The sequence below is a fragment of the Burkholderia sp. Bp8963 genome, from assembly GCF_003854275.1.
Classification (GTDB): Bacteria; Pseudomonadota; Gammaproteobacteria; order Burkholderiales; family Burkholderiaceae; genus Burkholderia.
Genome location: NZ_QTQP01000011.1, coordinates 141,440 through 158,556, shown reverse-complemented (window position 1 = coordinate 158,556; position 17,117 = coordinate 141,440). Strand labels below are relative to the sequence as shown.

Here is a 17,117-nt window from a genome sequence, read left to right as displayed (position 1 = left end):
CACACCCGCCGCATCGTTGCACGTTGCGCTGGCTAGAGCCCCCAGATGTCGCGCGCGTATTCGCGGATCGTGTGGTCGCTGGAAAACCGCCCGAGCCGTGCAATATTCGCGACGACGCGCCGCATCCACTTGGAAGTCTCGCCGAAATCGGCCGCAACCCGCGCGTGCGTTTTTGCGTAAGCATCGAAGTCGGCCAGATGAAAGTAGTAGTCGCCGCCCGCGACGAGGCTGTCGAAGATCGGCCGGAACCGGTCGTCGCCATTGCCGAAACGGCCGGCCAGCATCGCATCGAGCACGCGTTTGATCGACGGGTCGGCTTCGTAGCGCGCGCGCGCGATATAGGAGCCGCTCGTACGCGCCGCTTCGACTTCGGCGGCCGTAAGCCCGAACGCATAGAAGTTCTCCTCGCCGACTGCGTCGCGGATCTCGATGTTCGCGCCGTCCAGCGTGCCGATCGTCAGCGCGCCGTTCATTGCGAGCTTCATGTTGCCCGTCCCGGATGCCTCCATCCCCGCCGTCGAAATCTGCTCGGACAGGTCGGCGGCCGGAATGATGCGCTCCGCGAGCGACACCTTGTAGTCGGGCACGAAGGCGACGCGCAGACGCTCCCGCACGCGCGGATCGCGATCGATGTGATCGGCGACCGTGGCGATCAGGTGGATGATCAGCTTCGCCATCGCGTAACCGGGCGCCGCCTTGCCCGCGAACACGACGACCCGCGGCGTGATGTCGCCGCCATCCTCGACCAGATGCAGATACAAATGCATCACGTGCAGGATGTTCAGCAATTGCCGCTTGTATTCATGAATGCGCTTGACCTGCACGTCGAACAGCGCGTCGGCGTCCACGCTCATCCGCAGTTGTTCTTGAATCAGCGCGGCGAGCCATTGCTTGTTGCGGCGCTTGATCTGCCTCAGTCGCGCATGCACTGCGCCGTCGTCCAGATGGCGTTCGAGGCCGCGCAGACGGTCGAGCTCCATGATCCAGCCGTCACTGCCGAGCAGTTCCGAGAACAGCGACGCGAGTTCCGGATTCGACTGCACGATCCAGCGGCGCACGCTCACACCGTTCGTCTTGTTGTTGAAGCGCTGCGGATACAGCGCGTGGAAATCCGGCACAAGCTGCGAGCAGACCAGCTTCGAGTGCAGTTCCGCGACACCGTTGACCGAATGGCTGCCGACGATGGCGAGATGTGCCATGCGCACGCGGCGCGGCTCGTGCTCGTCGATCAGCGACATGTGCCGGAGCCGGCCGACATCGTCCGGCCATCGGGCATCGACTTCGTCGAGAAAGCGCCGGTTGATCTCGTAGATGATCTGCATATGGCGCGGCAAGACCCGCTCGACCAGCGCGACCGGCCAGGTTTCGAGCGCCTCCGGCAGTAACGTGTGATTCGTATACGCGCACACGGCGCGCGTGATGTCCCAGCTCGTCTCCCAGCCGACGCGATGCTCGTCGACGAGCATCCGCATCAGCTCGGCGACGGCCAGCGCCGGATGCGTGTCGTTCATCTGGATTGCGACGCGTTCCGGCAGGCGCTCGATCGGCAGCCGCGTTTTCGCGAACGTGTCCATGATGTCGCGCAGCGAGCAGGCGACCAGAAAATACTCCTGCACGAGCCGCAACTCCTTGCCCGCGTAATTGTCGTCGGCCGGGTAGAGGACCTTCGACACCGTTTCGGACGCGATCTTGTCCTCGACCGCGCGCACGTAGTCGCCGCTGTTGAAGATGCGCATGTCGAAGGTGTCCGACGCGCGCGCCGCGTACAGGCGCAGCGCGTTGACGGTGTCGCCGTCGTAACCGGGCACGAGCATGTCGTGCGGCACGCCGGCGATCATCTTCCAGTCGAGCCACATCGGGTTGTATTGGCCGTCGGCGTCGCGCTCGTGCTCGATCCGGCCATACAGCGGGATATAACGGGTTTCGTCGGCGCGCTCGACCAGCCACGGCGACGATTCGCCGTGCCACTGGTCCGGGCGCTCGGTCTGTTCGAGATTGTCGATCTGCTGGCGGAACAGCCCGTATTCGTACTTGATGCCGCGGCCGAAGCCGGCATGGCCGAGCGACGCCAGCGACTCGACGAAGCACGCGGCCAGCCTGCCGAGCCCGCCGTTGCCGAGCGCCGCGTCGTACTCGGCCTGAACGACGACGTGCAGCTCGACGTCGAGCGCTTCGAGCGCCGCGCGCGCGGTGTCTTCCAGGCCGAGCGCGATCAGGTTGCTCATCAGCGACTGGCCCATCAGGAATTCCATCGACAGGTAATACACGCGCTTGTTCCGGTTCGCGGCGTAGCGGGCCTCGGTGTCGAGCCAGCGATCGATCAGCCGCTTTTGCACGGCGCGCGCGAGTGCATGGAACAGGTCGGACGGCGACGCCTGCGCGGGCGTCTTGCCGAAACGGTAGCGAAGCTCGGCGACGATCGCATCGCGCAGTGCGTCCGCGTCGGAGCGGCCGGCGGGCCGCGTGCTGTCGCGCATGGTCACGTCTCCCGGAATCGAACTGGAATTTCCAATGAATTCGGACATAATGCCCGTACAAGATTAGGCAATTGATTGCGGCTTAGTCAAACAGGAATTCAAGCCGCTTTTACCGGGAACCGGATTCGATCGCTCCCACCGCGGCACACCGCTTCGCCACAGGACGACGCGACATGACGAATGCCTCGTTTCACGAGCTGGCCGCCGGCAAACCGTATCCGCTCGGCGCGACCTGGGATGGGCTCGGCACGAACTTCGCGGTGTTTTCGGCGCACGCGCAACACATCGATCTGTGCCTGTTCGATCCGGCCGGGCGCAAGGAAATCGCGCGGATGCGCTTGCCCGAGTGCACGCATCACGTGTGGCACGGCTACTTGCCCGACGCGCATCCGGGCCTCCTGTACGGATTCCGCGCGCACGGGCCTTTTGAGCCGCGCAACGGGCACTACTTCAATCCGCACAAGCTGTTGCTGGATCCGTACGCGAAGCGCCTGCACGGCGGCCTGCACTGGACGGATACGCTGTATGCGCCCCGGCCCGGCGCGGCGCGCGGCGAACACGCGCTGGACCGGCGCGACAGCGCGCCCGCGATGCCGAAGGCGGTCGTGACCGACGACGCGTTCAACTGGGGCGACGACAAGCGCCCCGACGTGCCGTGGCACCGCACGATGATCTACGAAACCCACGTGCGCGGCTTCAGCCAGCTCAGGTCCGACCTGCATCCGGCGGTACGCGGCTCGTTCGCCGCGCTTGCCGCGCCGCAGTCGATCGACCATCTGCTGAAGCTCGGCGTCACGACGATCGAGCTGCTGCCGGTCCAGGCGTTCGTGCAGGACCGCGCGCTCGTCGAGCGCGGGCTCGTCAATTACTGGGGCTACAGTCCGCTCGCGTACTTCGCGCCCGAGCCGCGCTATCTCGGCACTGGCGGGCCGGACGAGATCCGGCGCACGGTCCGGCGCCTGCATCGGGCGGGCATCGAAGTCGTGCTCGACGTCGTGTACAACCACACGGGCGAAGGCGACGGCCTCGGCGCGTCATTGTCGTTTCGCGGGCTGGACAACGCGAGCTACTACGTGATGACCGACGGCGACGAGCGCCGCTACATCGACGACTCGGGATGCGGCAATACACTGAACATCGCGCATCCGCGCGTGATGCAACTCGTGCTGGATTCGCTGCGCTACTGGGCCGAATCCTTTCATGTCGACGGCTTTCGCTTCGATCTGGGCACGACGCTCGGCCGCGAGGCACGGCGCTTCGAGCGGGGCGCCGGCTTCTTCGACGCGTTGCAGCAGGACCCGGTGCTCAACCGGCTCAAGCTGATCACGGAGCCGTGGGATCTCGGCCCCAACGGCTATCAGCTCGGCAATCATCCGCCACTGTTCGCCGAGTGGAACGACCGCTTCCGCGACAGCGTGCGGCGCTTCTGGCGCGGCGACGCGGGCGAACGGCCCGAATTCGCACGCCGCATCTGCGGCTCGGCCGACTTCTTCGACCGCGACGGACGGCGCCCGTGGGCGTCGATCCAGTTCGTCGCCGCGCACGACGGCTTCACGCTGCACGACCTGACGAGCTACGCGGAGAAGCACAACGACGCGAACGGCGAGGGCAACCGCGACGGTGCAGGCAACAATTGCAGCGCCAACTGGGGCGTCGAAGGGGCGAGCGGCGATCCTGCCGTGGAGGCGCTGCGCGAACGGGTCCGGCGCGCGATGCTCGCGACGCTGTATCTGTCGAACGGTACGCCGATGCTGTTGGCCGGCGACGAATGGGGCAACAGCCAGTCGGGCAACAACAACGCGTATTGCCAGGACAACGCGCTCGCGTGGCTCGACTGGGCCGCGTGCGACACGCCGCGCGGCGCGGCGATGCTGGATTTCTGCGCGCGCCTCGCGCGGCTCAGGCGCGGCTACCGGGTGTTTCAGCAACCGTATTTCCCGCACGGGCACAACGAATGGCTGCCGGGCGTGCGGGACGTCGACTGGTTCGACGCCGACGGCCGGCCGATGTCGAGCGCGGCGTGGGAAGACCCGCGGCAAAGCGTGCTCGCGGTGCGGCGCGCGGCGCCCGCGTGGCACGATCGCCGGCACGGCGCGCATGCCGGGCCGACCGTGGACGTCGCGCTGCTGCTGATCAACGGCGGCGCCGACGACAGGCGTTTCGTTCTGCCGGCGCCCGCGCTCCGCTGGCACATCATGCTCGACTCCGCGCATCCGGACGCGCCGGAGCGAGGTCTGCACGACGGCGACGCCGTCGATGTGAGCGCACGCAGCATGGTGGTGCTGCTCAGCGCGGCCATTCCGGTGTCCGGGCGTTGAACCGTCGCGCCATGCCGGCCGCACGCGCCATTCACCAGCCATGCGACCACACGATCGACACGCTGCCCGCGCGGAACGTGCCCGTGCCGGCCGCGCGTGAACGCCAAGGGAAACGATTGCCGGAATAGTTGCTGTACTGGATCGAGAGGGTGTCGGAGCGCCAGTCGTAATAGCCGAAGCCGTATACGAAATCGGGATCCCACGGCTGTTGCTGCGACGGGCGAAGGTAATGGTAAGCCGTGAAGGTTGCGTACCATTTTTCCCGAAACGTATACCGGCAACCGAGCCCGACGTTCGTCTTGTTTTCACGCACGTCGTTTTGCACGTCGGTGTAGCGCGGCACGAGCGTGAACGACGCCGAGCACATCAGGTCGTCGCCGAAGCCGGTCAGGAAGATCGGCTTCAGCAGGTCGGGCAGCGGGAACTTGTAGGCGAACGTGATGCCGCCTTGTTCGATCCGGCTATGCGCGACGCCGTTGCCGGCCGAAAAGCGGTTGCCGGTGTAGTTGCCGTAGACGAGGCTGAGCGTGTAAGGGTGCCAGTCGTCGTATCCGAACGAGTAGGTGAAGTCCGGATCCCAGCTTTGCTGCAAGCTTGGCCGCAGGTAGCGATAGGCGGTGAACGTCGCGAACCAGTATGACATCGGGTTGTAGCGAATGCCGAGTTGCAGCGTCGATTCGTTTGCCCGGTCGCCTTGCGCGCCGGCGCCGACCGTGCTCTTCCGGTTCGGTTGCAGCGCTTGCGTGAGCCCTGCGTTGATCGACAGGCCGGATAGCCAACTGCTCGTGCCGTCGGCCGCATTCGGCGCGACGAGCTGATGCCATGGCGTCGAGAACGAACTCGCGAGACCGTCGAGCACTTCGTTGCGCGTCTCCGTCTGCGCGGCCGCGCGATCGATCCACAACCCCGCGCACACCAGCGGGACGGCGATGCAGGCGAAGAGATGGCGATCGCGCAGCCGGAATGAAAGACGCGCGGCTAATGTGAGTTTTATCGACAAGGCGTGTCACCGTGTGCATTTCAGTTGCCGACGCGACGCCGTCCTGTCGCTCACGCGCGTCGCGTGTAGTCTATCCGCGCGCCATTGCACACGCAATTCGGCGGCCGATTTCGACGTCGCAGCCTTGATAAAAGCAGTCACTTCATCTTAAATTGACCAAGCGCGGCCATTCCGGAATTTGGAAATGGCGCCGAATTGGTGCATTGAACGCCAACATAAAAATTTATTGCATGCAAGCCTCTGAATGTCACCGCGTTTCACGGATTGTATTTGGCGGAAAAAGACTAATTTCTGGCTTGGCGGAAAAAGACTGATGTCTGGTTTGGCGGAAAAAAGCTAATGCTGGATTTGGCGGAAAAAGACTAATCAAGTAACCGGTCGCCGTGCGCATACCATCAATCCCGGGATGCGGCGCGCGTGACGAATCACACGGATGCTCACCCGAACGGGGGCTGGAATCCGGATTTTCAGCGGAGCGAGCAATGCTTGCCGAATTCGACCGCATGACGGGGCTGCCCGACTGGTGGCAGGCCGAACGCGCGCGCATTACCGCGCCAACCGGTCGCACGTTCGCGATGGTGCTTGCGGGTGGGCGCGGCACCCGGCTCAAGCAACTGACCGAGCGACGCGCGAAACCGGCGATGTTCTTCGGCGGTCGGTTTCGCATCATCGATTTCACGCTGTCCAACTGCGTCAATTCCGGCATTCGCCGGATCGGCGTCGTCAGCCAGTACAACACGCATTCGCTGCGTCGGCACGTGCAGGGCAGCGTCGGCTTCCTGTGCGCCGATCGCAACGAGGCAGTGGACGTGATGCCGTCGCCCGCGCGGCTGCGCGACGAGCCGCCGTATCGCGGGACAGCCGACGCCATCTATCGCAACATGCGCGCGATCCACGCGACGCAAGCCGATTACGTGCTGGTGCTCGCCGGCGACCACGTGTACAGGATGGACTATTCGGTGATGCTGCGTGATCACGTCGACGGGCGCGCATCCTGCACGATCGGCTGCGTCCGGGTGCCGCGACGCGACGCGAACGGCTACGGCGTGATGGCGATCGACGCGCGGCGTAACGTGATCGAGTTCGCGGAGAAGCCCGCGAATCCGGCGCCAATGCCGGATGACGCCGAGTCGTCGCTCGTCAGCATGGGCATCTACGTGTTCGATGCGCGCTATCTTTGCCGGCTGTTGGCCGAGGACGCCGCGAATCCCGCATCGAGCCACGATTTCGGCCACGACGTGATACCGCGCGTCGTCGCTGACGGGCGGGCGCGTGCGCATCCGTTCTCGATGTCCTGCATCGAAGCGGCGCCGGCCGCCGAGAGCTACTGGCGGGACGTCGGCACGGTGGAGGCGTTCTGGGCCGCCAATCTCGAACTGGCCTCGGGCGAGGCCGGCTTCGATATCGATAGCGTGCGCTGGCCGATCTGGACACGCAGCCTGCATCGGCCGCCGCCGCAAATCATCCTGGGCAAGCGTGGCGACATCGTCGACACGATCGTGTCGGACGGCTCGGTCGTGTCGGCGTCGACGCTCAGGCGTTCCTTGCTGTTTCCGGGCGTGCGGGTCAGCGCGTCGTGCCGTGTCGACGAAGCGGTGCTGCTGCCCGACACGAAGGTCGGGCGCGGTTGCCGGCTGAGGAGGGTCGTCGTCGACCGGGGCTGCGTGCTGCCCGACAAGCTTGTGATCGGCGAGGATCCGGCGCTCGACGCGCAACGTTTCGAACGAACCGTGAATGGCGTGGTGCTCGTGACGCGTGCGATGCTCGAGCGGCTTCAGGCGTGATTGAAGCGGGATTTTGCTCGCATTGTCGATTGACATCCGGTTGACATTCGCCGTTATCTTTCACGGAAACGCATGACCGCAATCGGCAAAATTACTATTGGCAGCTTTAACTTTCCGGACTTGATATACCCGCGCTGGTTCGGTTAAATAGCGAAACACCGAACGCTGAAAGCGCGAGCGCATTTTTTCGCATCGGCGATCGAACTGAGGGCTTTGTCTTCATATCGACCATGGCCATGCAACCGATACTCGTCGTCGACGATTCCGCCAGTTACAGGCTGTTGTTGCGCAGCACGCTCGGGAAACTCGGCTTCGAGATCGTCGAAGCCGAGGATGGCTGGCAGGCGCTGCAACTGCTGCGTGCGCGCGAGGAAATCGCGATGGTCGTATGCGACTGGGAAATGCCCGAACTGGATGGTCCCGGCCTGTGCCGGGCGATTCGCGAGGAAGCGCTCGGCAGGTACATCTACATGATTCTGCTGACCGCGCGCGACGGCTCGGAAGCGCTGATCGACGGGATGGATGCCGGCGCCGACGATTTCCTGACCAAGCCGGTCGACATCCATGAACTGCGCGTGCGCTTGCGTGCGGGGCTGCGCGTGATCGCGCTCGAAGCCGCACTCGCCGAGCGCAACCGCCACCTCGACACTGCTTACCGCCAGATGCGCGGCGATCTGCAGGCCGCCGCGGCCGTGCAGACGTCGATGCTGCCCGCGCCCCGGCTGCGGATCGACGGCGTCGAATGCGAATGGCTGTTCGCGCCATCCGCGTACCTGTCCGGCGACATGCTGAACGTCAAGGCCGTGGACGACACCCACGTGATGTTCTGCGCGATCGACGTGGCCGGGCACGGCGTGCAGGCCGCGATGCTGTCGGTGATCGTGAACCGCCTGCTCGCGCGCGGCGCCGAGGCGCGCGGCGCGGCCGGCCTGCAGTCTCCCGCGTCGGTCGTCGAGGAGATGAACCGGCAGTTCCTCGAAGAAGCGGTCGATGCGTCGTATTTCACGATGGTGTACGGGATTCTCGACACGCGCACGGGCGAGGGCCGCCTGACCCAGGCCGGCCACTCGCACCCGCTGCTCGTGACGGCGGAAGGGAGCGCGTCGCGGCTTGGAAGCGGTGGATTCCCGGTCGGCCTGCTCCCCGGCTGCGAGTACGACGACGTGTCGTTCGCGTTGCGTCCCGCCGAGCGCCTCTTTCTCTATTCGGATGGCGTCACCGAATGTGCGGCGCCCGACGGCGAGCTGTTCGGCGACGAGCGGCTGCGCGAGTTCCTGTCGGCGCGCGCCCGGATGCCGTTGAGACAGGTACTGGATGCATTGAAGTCGGAGTTGCAGTCATGGCGCGGCGCGGACCAGGGCACGTTCGATGACGACGTGTCGGTGCTGGCGCTGGAACGTCTGTCGCGTTGATCGATTCACTTCCGTGACCGGAACACTGGGGGAAACCATGCTGACCGAAATGAGCAATTCAGGCGACATCAAGGTAATCAAGGTGCTGCCGCAACGTTTCGATGCGTCGGTGGCGCCGCAGATCCGCGACGAGCTGGTGTCGCTCGCGAGGCAAGGCGTCGCGAAACTCGTTCTCGATCTGCAATGCGTGAAGTTCGTCGACAGCAGCGGGCTCGGCGCGATGGTGTCGGGCTTCAAGGCATTGGGCGGCAAGGGCGACATCGTGCTGTGCGGCGTCGCGGACGGCGTGAAGAGCATGCTGCAGTTGACGCGGATGGATCGCGTGTTCGCGGTCGTTCCCGACACCGACGCGGCATGTGCGCACCTGCAAGCCTGAGCGGCTGGCCGCCCCGTCGCGGGAATGCCCGATGAGACACCGGCGCGAACGTCCGGACACGCCCGTGCCGTATTCGCGCGCACGCTTTCCGGCACGGCTCGACGCGCTCGCGGGCATCGGCGACTGGCTGCGCGGGGCCTGCGAGCGCTGCGGCGAATCGGGCGCGTGGCTCGACACGTTCGAGTTGGCGGCGATCGAAGCATCGTCGAACATCATCCGGCATGCAGCGGCCGCGACGGCACATGCGGCGCAGGCGTCCGATGAGCCGGTGATCGCGCTGACGCTGCGTCGAGGCACGCGCGCGCTGACGCTCGACCTGTTCGACGGCGGCAGGCCCGTGCCGCAGGGCCTGTTCGACGCGCGCAAGGCGCTGCCGCCGTTCGACCCGGAGGACATCGACACGTTGCCGGAAGGCGGCATGGGCCTCGGCATCATGCACGCATCGGTCGATTGCGTCGAGCATCGCAGGCGGCTCGGCATCAATCGTCTTCGGCTCGTCAAGAATCGGGGGTAGACGATGACGCGCGTCGCGAAACGAGCCGCCGTCGTCTTTCTGCTCGCGTGGCAGTGTGCGGCGCTCGCGATTCCGCTGCAGGTAGCGCGCGACGACGCAAGCGCCGTCTCGCTCGCGGGGATGTGGCGGGTGCGCGACGCCGGCGACGCGCCAGCCGACGCGTGGCGCGCGAGCCTCGACGATCGCCGCTGGCGGCGGCTGCGCGTGCCGGCGAACTGGTACGCGGCGGGCCTCGATCATCAGGGCTCACTGTGGTATCGCACGACATTCGCGCTGCCGCGCGGCGGTGCCGACCGGATGGCGACGATGGTGTTCGACGGCGTTGATTACGAAGCGGACGTATGGCTCAACGATCGCTATCTCGGCAGCCACGAAGGCTATTTTGCGCCGTTCGCGTTCGATGTCACCGACGCGCTGCGCGACGGGAAAAACCGTGTCGCTGTGCTCGTGCGAAGCCCGAACGAGCGGCCGGGCGCCGAGTGGTCGCTACGCAAGCGGCTCATCAAGGGTGTATTGGACGATCACGACACGCGGCCGGGCGGTGCGTGGTCCGCGCATGGACAGGACGCGAATTCGGGCGGCATCTGGGCGCCCGCCTATCTGCGCGTGAGCCGGGGCGCGGCGATCGATGCGGTGAAGATCGACACGATGCCGGACGAACGCGATGCGTCGCACGCGACGCTTGCGCTCGAAATCGATGCGCGCGCGTTGCGCGACACCGATGCGACCTTGCGTGTGCAGGTGAGCCCGGCGAATTTCAGCGGACGACACTATACGTTCGAGCAGAGCGTCGCGCTCGCGACGGGCGCGAATCGCCTGACGATCCGGCGCGAGCTGGACGACGTTGCGCTGTGGTGGCCTGCCGGTGACGGCTTTCCGTCGCTGTACCGGGTGGTCGTCACGCTGGCCGACGCGCGCGGCACGATGGACGTCGCGCAACGCCGCACGGGTGTGCGTTCGATCCGCTTCGACAGCGCGCAGTCATGCTGGACGATCAACGGACGGCGTGTGTTCCTGCGCGGCACGAACTATATCGGCAGCCCGTGGCTATCGCAGATGAATGCCGCGTCCTACGCGCGCGATCTCGACCTGATGCTCGCCGCGCACATCAACGCGGTCCGCGTGCATGCGCATGTCGCGGGCCAGCCGCTCTACGACGTGGCCGACGAGAAGGGCCTGCTCGTCTGGCAGGATTTTCCGCTGCAGTGGGGTTACGACGATTCGGCCGGTTTCGCGGCGAAGGCGGCCGGGCAGGCGCGCAACATGGTCGCGTTGCTCGGGCATCACCCGTCGATCGTCGCATGGTCCGGCCAGAACGAGCCGCCGTGGGACGCCGAGTGGATGAAGTACCGCTATCCCGACTGGAACCCCGCGCAGAACCGCCTGCTATCGGCATCGGTGGGGGCCGCGTTGCGCGAGGACACGACCCGTCACGCGGACGACGCTTCGCTGACCGGCCAGCATTTCTGGCTTGGCTGGTACTGGGGCAAATGGACCGACCCGATTCCCGCGATGAGCCAGTCGAACATCACCGAGTTCGGTGCGCAGGCGCTGCCCGACGTGGCCACGCTTCGCCATATCATCAGCGCGCGCAACCGCTGGCCGGCCAGCACGGCCGCGAGCGACGCCGGATGGGCGCAATGGGCGTATCACGACTTCCAGCGCCATGAAACCTTCGAGCTTGCGGGCATCGATCGCGGCCGCGACCTCGATACGTTCGTTGCGAACTCGCAGCGCTATCAGGCGCGGCTGGTGCAGCGGATCTCGGAGACCTTGCGCCGCCAGCGCTACCAGCCGGTCGCGGCAATCTTCCAGTTCATGTTCGTCGAAGGATGGCCGTCGATCGACTGGGGCGTCGTCGATTACCTGCGCCGTCCCAAACGCGGGTATGCGGCACTCGCGCGCGCGTATCAGCCGGTGCTGCCGTCGATCGAATGGACGCGCGCGACATATGGGCCCGGCGAAGCGTTCGACGGTACGCTTTGGGCGATTAACGATACGTGGAGCGCGTACGCGAACAGCGTCATCGAATGGAAAGTGGCTACGGGTGGCGCAACCGTTGCCGCCGGGCGCACGGTGTTCGACATGGCGGCCGACAGCGGCCGTCCGGTGACGCAAGTGCGGGTGCCGCAGCTCGCGGCCGGCGCTTACGCGCTCGAAGCGACGATCCGCGACGCGGACGGGCGCGTGCTCGGCACCAACCAGTTCGACTTCGACGTGCGAGCGCTGCCATGAATGCGGCTCGCCGTTCCCGGCTTGCGCTCCCGGCGCTCTGTGCGGCCGTGCTGTTCGCTTGCACGTCCGGCGCGCGCAGCGAAACGCTGCTCGAGGCGCCATTGGCCGACGGCTTCGCGGTCGTTCAGGCCGGCTATCTGCCGGGCCTCGCGCAGTCGGCGGCCGTCATCGGGCTCGCGCCGGGCACGAGCGTGCGCCTGAGCGACGCCGAAGGGCGCGTGCTGCGCACCTGGCCGCATTTGCCGGGCCGTCTCGATCCGGACAGCGGCCTGGTCGTGACGATGCTCGCATTGCCGCCGCTGGGCGCCGGACGCTACCGGCTGTCGGCGCAAGGCGTGCCGGACGCCACGTTCGTGGTTGCCGCCGACGTGTTGAGCCGCGTGCAACGATCGTTGCTGCGCGCGTACTACCTGCAACGCTGCGGCGTCGCGCTCGATGATCCCGAGACCGGGCTGAAGCATCCGGCCGATCATCTCGCCGACGGTGTGCTCGCGCATCCCGATGCGGCCGGCCCGGATGCGGGCGACATGCATGCGGGCGTCCGGATCGCTGCGACGGGCGGCTGGCACGACGCCGGCGATTTCGGCAAGTACGTGGCGACGACGGCCGTCACGGCGGGGCGTCTGGTATCGCTATACCTCGACGCGCCGGCACGCTTCCCGGATGGGCAGACGCAGATCCCCGAAAGCGGCAACGGCGTGCCCGACATCCTCGACGAAGTGCGGGTCGGGCTCGACTGGATGCTGGCGATGCAGCGCGCGGACGGCGCGCTGTACCGCAAGCTGTCCGGCGCGAACTGGCCCGGCGCGATATCGCCGGATCAGGACGCGCAGACGCGCTACGTGTACGGCGTGTCGAGTGCCGACACCGCGAAGGCCGCCGCCGCGTTCGCGCTCGCATCGCGCGCGTGGACCCACATCGACGCCGACGCGGCCGCGCGGTATCGGGAGGCGGCGACGCGCGCATGGGCGTGGTTGCGGACCGTGCGTGCGCCGCTGTTCGTCGACGCGCATCCCGGCGACGACAGCGGGTCCGGCCCGTATGTATGGTCCACCGTCGACCCCGAGCCGAGCCTGCTGACCGACGTCGACGACCGGATCTGGGCCGCGGCCGAGCTGTGGCTCGCGACTGGGGACCGGCAATATCTGAATTTCGTCGAGCGGCATCCCGAGTGGACCGGCCGCGTCACGATCTTCGAATGGAAAAATCCGGCGGCGCTCGGGCTCTTGCATCTGCTCGACGCGCGCGGCTCGCGCGCGATTCCCGCGACGCTGCACTCGCGCATCGCGCACGCGCTCCAGCGCGCGGCGGACGAAGCCTATCGCGATGCGCGCGGCAGCGGCTTCGGCCTCGCCAACCGGCGTTTCGTCTGGGGCTCCAACAAGATGGATGCCGAGCAGGGCGTGCTGCTCGCCGAAGCGGCACGCCACGGCGGCGATCCACGCTACCTGCGCGCGGCGCTCGCGCAACTCGATTTCCTGCTGGGCGTCAATCCGTTCGGCATGTCGTTCGTGACCGGCATCGGCGAGCGCTCGGTGCGGCACCCGGCGCACCTGTACGGGCGCGCGGCGGGCGAGACGATACCGGGCCTGTTCGTCGGCGGCCCGAACGACGCCGCGCAGGATCACGTGGCGCCGCGCGGCAAGCGGCTCCTGAGTTATGTGGACGACGACCGCGCCTATTCGGTCAACGAATTCGCGATCGACTACAACGCGTCACTGCTGGCGTTGATCGGTGCGCTCGCGCGCAACGGCGTCGGCACCAACCCGGAATAGCGACCATGGCCTTCTATTTCGACGCCTTCGAACATCGCAAGCCGCCCGCGCCGCTGCCTCATTCCCCGGCGATCGAGAGCGTGTGGCAGTTCTTCGCGGTGCTCGCACTCGTGTTCGGCGCGAACTATCTCGTGTGGCGCTGGAGCGCATCGCTGAATCACGACGCGATGTGGTTCGCAGTGCCGCTCGTGGTGGCGGAGACGCTTTCGTACATCGGGCTCGCGCTGTTCGTGTTCAATTTGTGGCGCGTCGACGACTATCCGCGACGAGCGCCGCCGCAATGGGCGTCCGAATACGTCGAAACGCCGTCCGATGCGACGCACCGCCCGCCAAAGGTCGACCTGTTCATCGCGACGTATAACGAAGACGTCGAGCTGGTACGGCTGTCGATCCGCGCGGCGATGGCCGTCGCGTACCCGCATCCGATCGACTACCGCGTGCACGTGCTCGACGACGGCCGGCGTCCGGCCATGCGCGCGGTCGCGGCCGAGGAGGGCGCGCATTACCTCTCGCGCGACAACAACGTCGGCTTCAAGGCCGGCAACCTGCGCCACGCGATGGATCTGACCGACGGCGACTTCATCGTGATCTGCGATGCGGATACGCGCGTGTTCCCGACGATCCTCGAACACACGCTCGGCTATTTCCGCGATCCGAAGGTTGCATGGGTGCAGACGCCGCAGTGGTTCTTCGATCTCCCCGAAGGCGAAACACTCGACGCATGGGCCGGGCGCCGTCTCGGCACGGCCGCGCGCGTGCTCGCCCGCGGCGTGCAGCGATGCGTCGGCCCGATCCGGATCGGCGCCGATCCGTTCGTCAGCGATCCGCAGATGTTCTACGACGTGATCCAGCGCCGCCGCAATCGCACGAACGCCGCGTTCTGCTGCGGCGCCGCGTCGATCCATCGGCGTGAAGCAGTGATGGAAGCGGCGCTGCGCGCATACGGACTCGCGGTCGACCGGGAAGCGACGCGGCTGGCGAGCGAAGTGGCGGATCCGGCGCTGCGCGCGGATCTCGAACGGGAGCTGCGCCGCCAGGCCGCGACCCATTCGGAGATGACGCCATACAAGTTCCATGTGTCCGAGGACATCTACACGTCGATCGTGCTGCATTCCGATCGCACGCGCGGCTGGAAATCCGTGCTGCATCCGCAAGTCGAATCGAAGATGCTGTCGCCGCAGGATCTGCTCACGTGGACGATCCAGCGCTACAAGTACGCAGGCGGCACGCTCGACATCGCGCTGCACGACAATCCGCTGCTGCGCCCGGGCCTGACGTTCGCGCAGAAGCTGATGTATCTCAGCACGTTCTGGTCGTATTTCGGCTGCGTGTGGAACCTGATGTTCCTGATCGCGCCGATCGTCTACCTGCTGACGAACATCTCGCCGGTCCAGACCTACAGCGGCCCGTTCTACTGGCATTTTCTGCCGTTCATCATCTGCACCGAGCTGGCGTTCATGTTCGGCGCATGGGGGATACCGGGATGGGCCGCGAAGTCGTCCTATCTCGCGTTTTTTCCGGTGAGCCTGCGCGCGCTGCGCGCGGTGCTGAACGGCGAGACGATCAAGTTTCCGGTGACGCCGAAAAACCGGCAGGAAGGCAGTTTCCTGCATCTGGTGATGCCGCAGATCGCGATCGCAGCGCTGACCGCGTTCGCGCTCGCATGCGCAACGGTGCGCTGGGCGATGGGCGCGAACGTGGATCCCGCGTCGATCGTCGTCAATCTGGTCTGGGGCACGAACAATATTCTCGCGATGCTGCCGGTGGTCTTCGCGGCGTTCTGGCGTCCGCCCGACGAAGCGCAATCGCAGGATGCGGGAGCCGCGAGTGAAACGGAACAGGATGCGGCGTCCGGCTGGCGCGTGCCGTCCGAAACGGGAGGCAGTCGATGAGCTTCAAGGAGAACCTCGTCCGGGCGCGCAGCCATCTCGTGCTCATCGCCGCGATCCTCGTCTCGTTCGCGGCCGTGGTGGCGATCGAGCGCAACAGCCCCGCCGTGTCGTCGGCCGCCGCGGCGCCGTCGATACCGATCACGCGCAGTGCCGATGCGCCCGCGCTGCCCGAGCCGCGCCCGCTGACCGCCGACGAGCGCGCGGCGGCGCGCATCGCATGGCGATATTTCGCGACCAATACGCAGGCGGCCACCGGGCTCGTCAATTCGGTCGACGGCTTTCCGTCGTCGACGATGTGGGACACGGCGTCCTACTTGCTTGCGCTGATCTCGGCGGAACGGCTCGGCGTCATCGGCACCGACGAATTCGATCGCCGGACGTCCGCCGCGCTCGACGCGCTGGCGCGCATTCCGCTGTTCAACGGCCAGTTGCCGAACAAGTCGTACGACACGCGCACGCTCGACATGGTCGATTACACGAACAAGAAGGCGGAAGGCGGAATCGGCTGGTCGGCCATCGACATCGGACGTCTCGCGGTGCCGTTCAACATCCTCGCGTGGCGCTATCCGCGCTTCACCGACGCGCTCGACAAGGTCACCCGGCGCTGGTCGCTGCCGGCGCTGGCGCGCGACGGCGAACTGATCGGCGCGTCGCGCGCGGCCGACAAGGTGGTGCTTCAGCAGGAAGGCCGGCTCGGCTACGAGCAGTACGCGGCGCGCACGCTGCTGCTCACGGGCGTCGATTGCGCGCCGGCGGCCACGTGGTCGCCTCATCTCGGCTTCGTCGATATCTACGACGTGACGATTCCGACCGATACGCGCGATCCCGCACGGTATGGCGCGCAGAACTACGTGCTGAGCGAGCCTTACATGCTTCAGGGGCTGGAGTTCGGCCTCGACGGCACCACCCGGGAATTCGCATGGCGGCTGCTGAAGGTGCAGCGCGCGCGCTACGGCGCGACCGGACAGCTCACGGCCGTCACCGAGGACCATCTCGACCGTCCGCCGTACTTCGCTTACAACACGGTCTATTCGGCCGGCAAGTCGTGGGCGACCGTCACCGATACGGGCGCCGACGCGTCGGCGTTGCGTTCGGTGTCGACGAAGGCCGCGTTCGCGTGGCACGCGCTGTTTCGTGACGACTATACGGCCAGGCTCGTCGCTTACGTGCGCACCGCCAATGAGCCGGACAAGGGCTGGTACGCGGGCGTGTACGAGAAGAGCGGGCAGCCGAACGCCGCGCTCAACGCGAACACGAACGCGGTGATACTCGAAAGCCTCGCATATATCGAACGCGGGCCACTGCTGCGCAATTGACCGGGCGTGAGGAGGGAG

11 protein-coding genes are annotated in these 17,117 nt (G+C 66.4%); 9 read left to right on the top strand and 2 right to left on the bottom strand.

The window, feature by feature from the left end:
• Positions 1-32: 32 nt before the first annotated feature.
• Positions 33-2,477, bottom strand: a complete 2,445-nt coding sequence (locus tag DID96_RS12140) for a glycogen/starch/alpha-glucan phosphorylase (protein WP_124599558.1) — start codon at positions 2,475-2,477, stop codon at positions 33-35.
• A 173-nt stretch (positions 2,478-2,650) separates the two neighbouring features.
• On the opposite strand from DID96_RS12140, the gene glgX reads away from it, so the two are divergent.
• On the top strand, positions 2,651-4,795 hold the full coding sequence (glgX, locus tag DID96_RS12135) for a glycogen debranching protein GlgX (protein WP_124599557.1): 2,145 nt from the start codon (positions 2,651-2,653) through the stop codon (positions 4,793-4,795).
• Between the two features lie 31 nt (positions 4,796-4,826).
• Here glgX and DID96_RS12130 read toward each other — a convergent pair whose 3' ends face one another.
• On the bottom strand, positions 4,827-5,699 hold the full coding sequence (locus DID96_RS12130; RefSeq protein WP_124599556.1) for a hypothetical protein: 873 nt from the start codon (positions 5,697-5,699) through the stop codon (positions 4,827-4,829).
• A gap of 599 nt (positions 5,700-6,298) precedes the next feature.
• On the opposite strand from DID96_RS12130, the gene glgC reads away from it, so the two are divergent.
• The 8 genes from glgC to DID96_RS12090 all read left to right on the top strand — a co-directional run bounded on the left by glgC (position 6,299) and on the right by DID96_RS12090 (position 17,099).
• Complete coding sequence (gene glgC / locus DID96_RS12125; RefSeq protein WP_124599595.1) at positions 6,299-7,579, top strand: glucose-1-phosphate adenylyltransferase; 1,281 nt, start codon at positions 6,299-6,301, stop codon at positions 7,577-7,579.
• 236 nt (positions 7,580-7,815) lie between these two features.
• The gene (locus DID96_RS12120) at positions 7,816-8,991 is read left to right on the top strand and encodes a PP2C family protein-serine/threonine phosphatase (protein ID WP_185732232.1); all 1,176 of its coding nucleotides are present in this window, start codon (positions 7,816-7,818) and stop codon (positions 8,989-8,991) included.
• 49 nt (positions 8,992-9,040) lie between these two features.
• Positions 9,041-9,367 carry an STAS domain-containing protein gene (locus DID96_RS12115; RefSeq protein ID WP_185732231.1) on the top strand — a complete coding sequence of 109 codons (327 nt, stop codon included), beginning with the start codon at positions 9,041-9,043 and terminating at the stop codon, positions 9,365-9,367.
• A gap of 31 nt (positions 9,368-9,398) precedes the next feature.
• Positions 9,399-9,881: an ATP-binding protein gene (locus tag DID96_RS12110; protein WP_124599553.1), complete on the top strand. Its 483-nt coding sequence runs from the start codon at positions 9,399-9,401 to the stop codon at positions 9,879-9,881.
• Between the two features lie 3 nt (positions 9,882-9,884).
• Positions 9,885-12,116: a glycoside hydrolase family 2 protein gene (locus tag DID96_RS12105; RefSeq protein WP_124599552.1), complete on the top strand. Its 2,232-nt coding sequence runs from the start codon at positions 9,885-9,887 to the stop codon at positions 12,114-12,116.
• Positions 12,113-13,891: a glycoside hydrolase family 9 protein gene (locus tag DID96_RS12100; protein WP_124599551.1), complete on the top strand. Its 1,779-nt coding sequence runs from the start codon at positions 12,113-12,115 to the stop codon at positions 13,889-13,891. The genes DID96_RS12105 and DID96_RS12100 overlap by 4 nt, the downstream gene beginning before the upstream one ends.
• Positions 13,892-13,896: 5 nt before the next feature.
• Positions 13,897-15,783 carry a glycosyltransferase gene (locus DID96_RS12095; protein WP_124599550.1) on the top strand — a complete coding sequence of 629 codons (1,887 nt, stop codon included), beginning with the start codon at positions 13,897-13,899 and terminating at the stop codon, positions 15,781-15,783.
• The gene (locus tag DID96_RS12090) at positions 15,780-17,099 is read left to right on the top strand and encodes a DUF3131 domain-containing protein (RefSeq protein WP_124599549.1); all 1,320 of its coding nucleotides are present in this window, start codon (positions 15,780-15,782) and stop codon (positions 17,097-17,099) included. Before DID96_RS12095 ends, DID96_RS12090 begins: the two co-directional genes overlap by 4 nt.
• Positions 17,100-17,117: the final 18 nt, after the last annotated feature.

What these genes read in the sequence shown, in the direction of transcription:
- glgC (WP_124599595.1), top strand. Translation starts at nt 6,299, where the DNA reads ATGACGGGGCTGCCCGACTGGTGGCAGGCCGAACGCGCGCGCATTACC.
- DID96_RS12100 (WP_124599551.1), top strand. Translation starts at nt 12,113, where the DNA reads ATGAATGCGGCTCGCCGTTCCCGGCTTGCGCTCCCGGCGCTCTGTGCG.
- DID96_RS12110 (WP_124599553.1), top strand. Translation starts at nt 9,399, where the DNA reads ATGAGACACCGGCGCGAACGTCCGGACACGCCCGTGCCGTATTCGCGC.
- DID96_RS12090 (WP_124599549.1), top strand. Translation starts at nt 15,780, where the DNA reads ATGAGCTTCAAGGAGAACCTCGTCCGGGCGCGCAGCCATCTCGTGCTC.
- DID96_RS12120 (WP_185732232.1), top strand. Translation starts at nt 7,816, where the DNA reads ATGCAACCGATACTCGTCGTCGACGATTCCGCCAGTTACAGGCTGTTG.
- DID96_RS12095 (WP_124599550.1), top strand. Translation starts at nt 13,897, where the DNA reads ATGGCCTTCTATTTCGACGCCTTCGAACATCGCAAGCCGCCCGCGCCG.
- DID96_RS12115 (WP_185732231.1), top strand. Translation starts at nt 9,041, where the DNA reads ATGAGCAATTCAGGCGACATCAAGGTAATCAAGGTGCTGCCGCAACGT.
- DID96_RS12140 (WP_124599558.1), bottom strand. Translation starts at nt 2,477, where the DNA reads ATGCGCGACAGCACGCGGCCCGCCGGCCGCTCCGACGCGGACGCACTG.
- glgX (WP_124599557.1), top strand. Translation starts at nt 2,651, where the DNA reads ATGACGAATGCCTCGTTTCACGAGCTGGCCGCCGGCAAACCGTATCCG.
- DID96_RS12105 (WP_124599552.1), top strand. Translation starts at nt 9,885, where the DNA reads ATGACGCGCGTCGCGAAACGAGCCGCCGTCGTCTTTCTGCTCGCGTGG.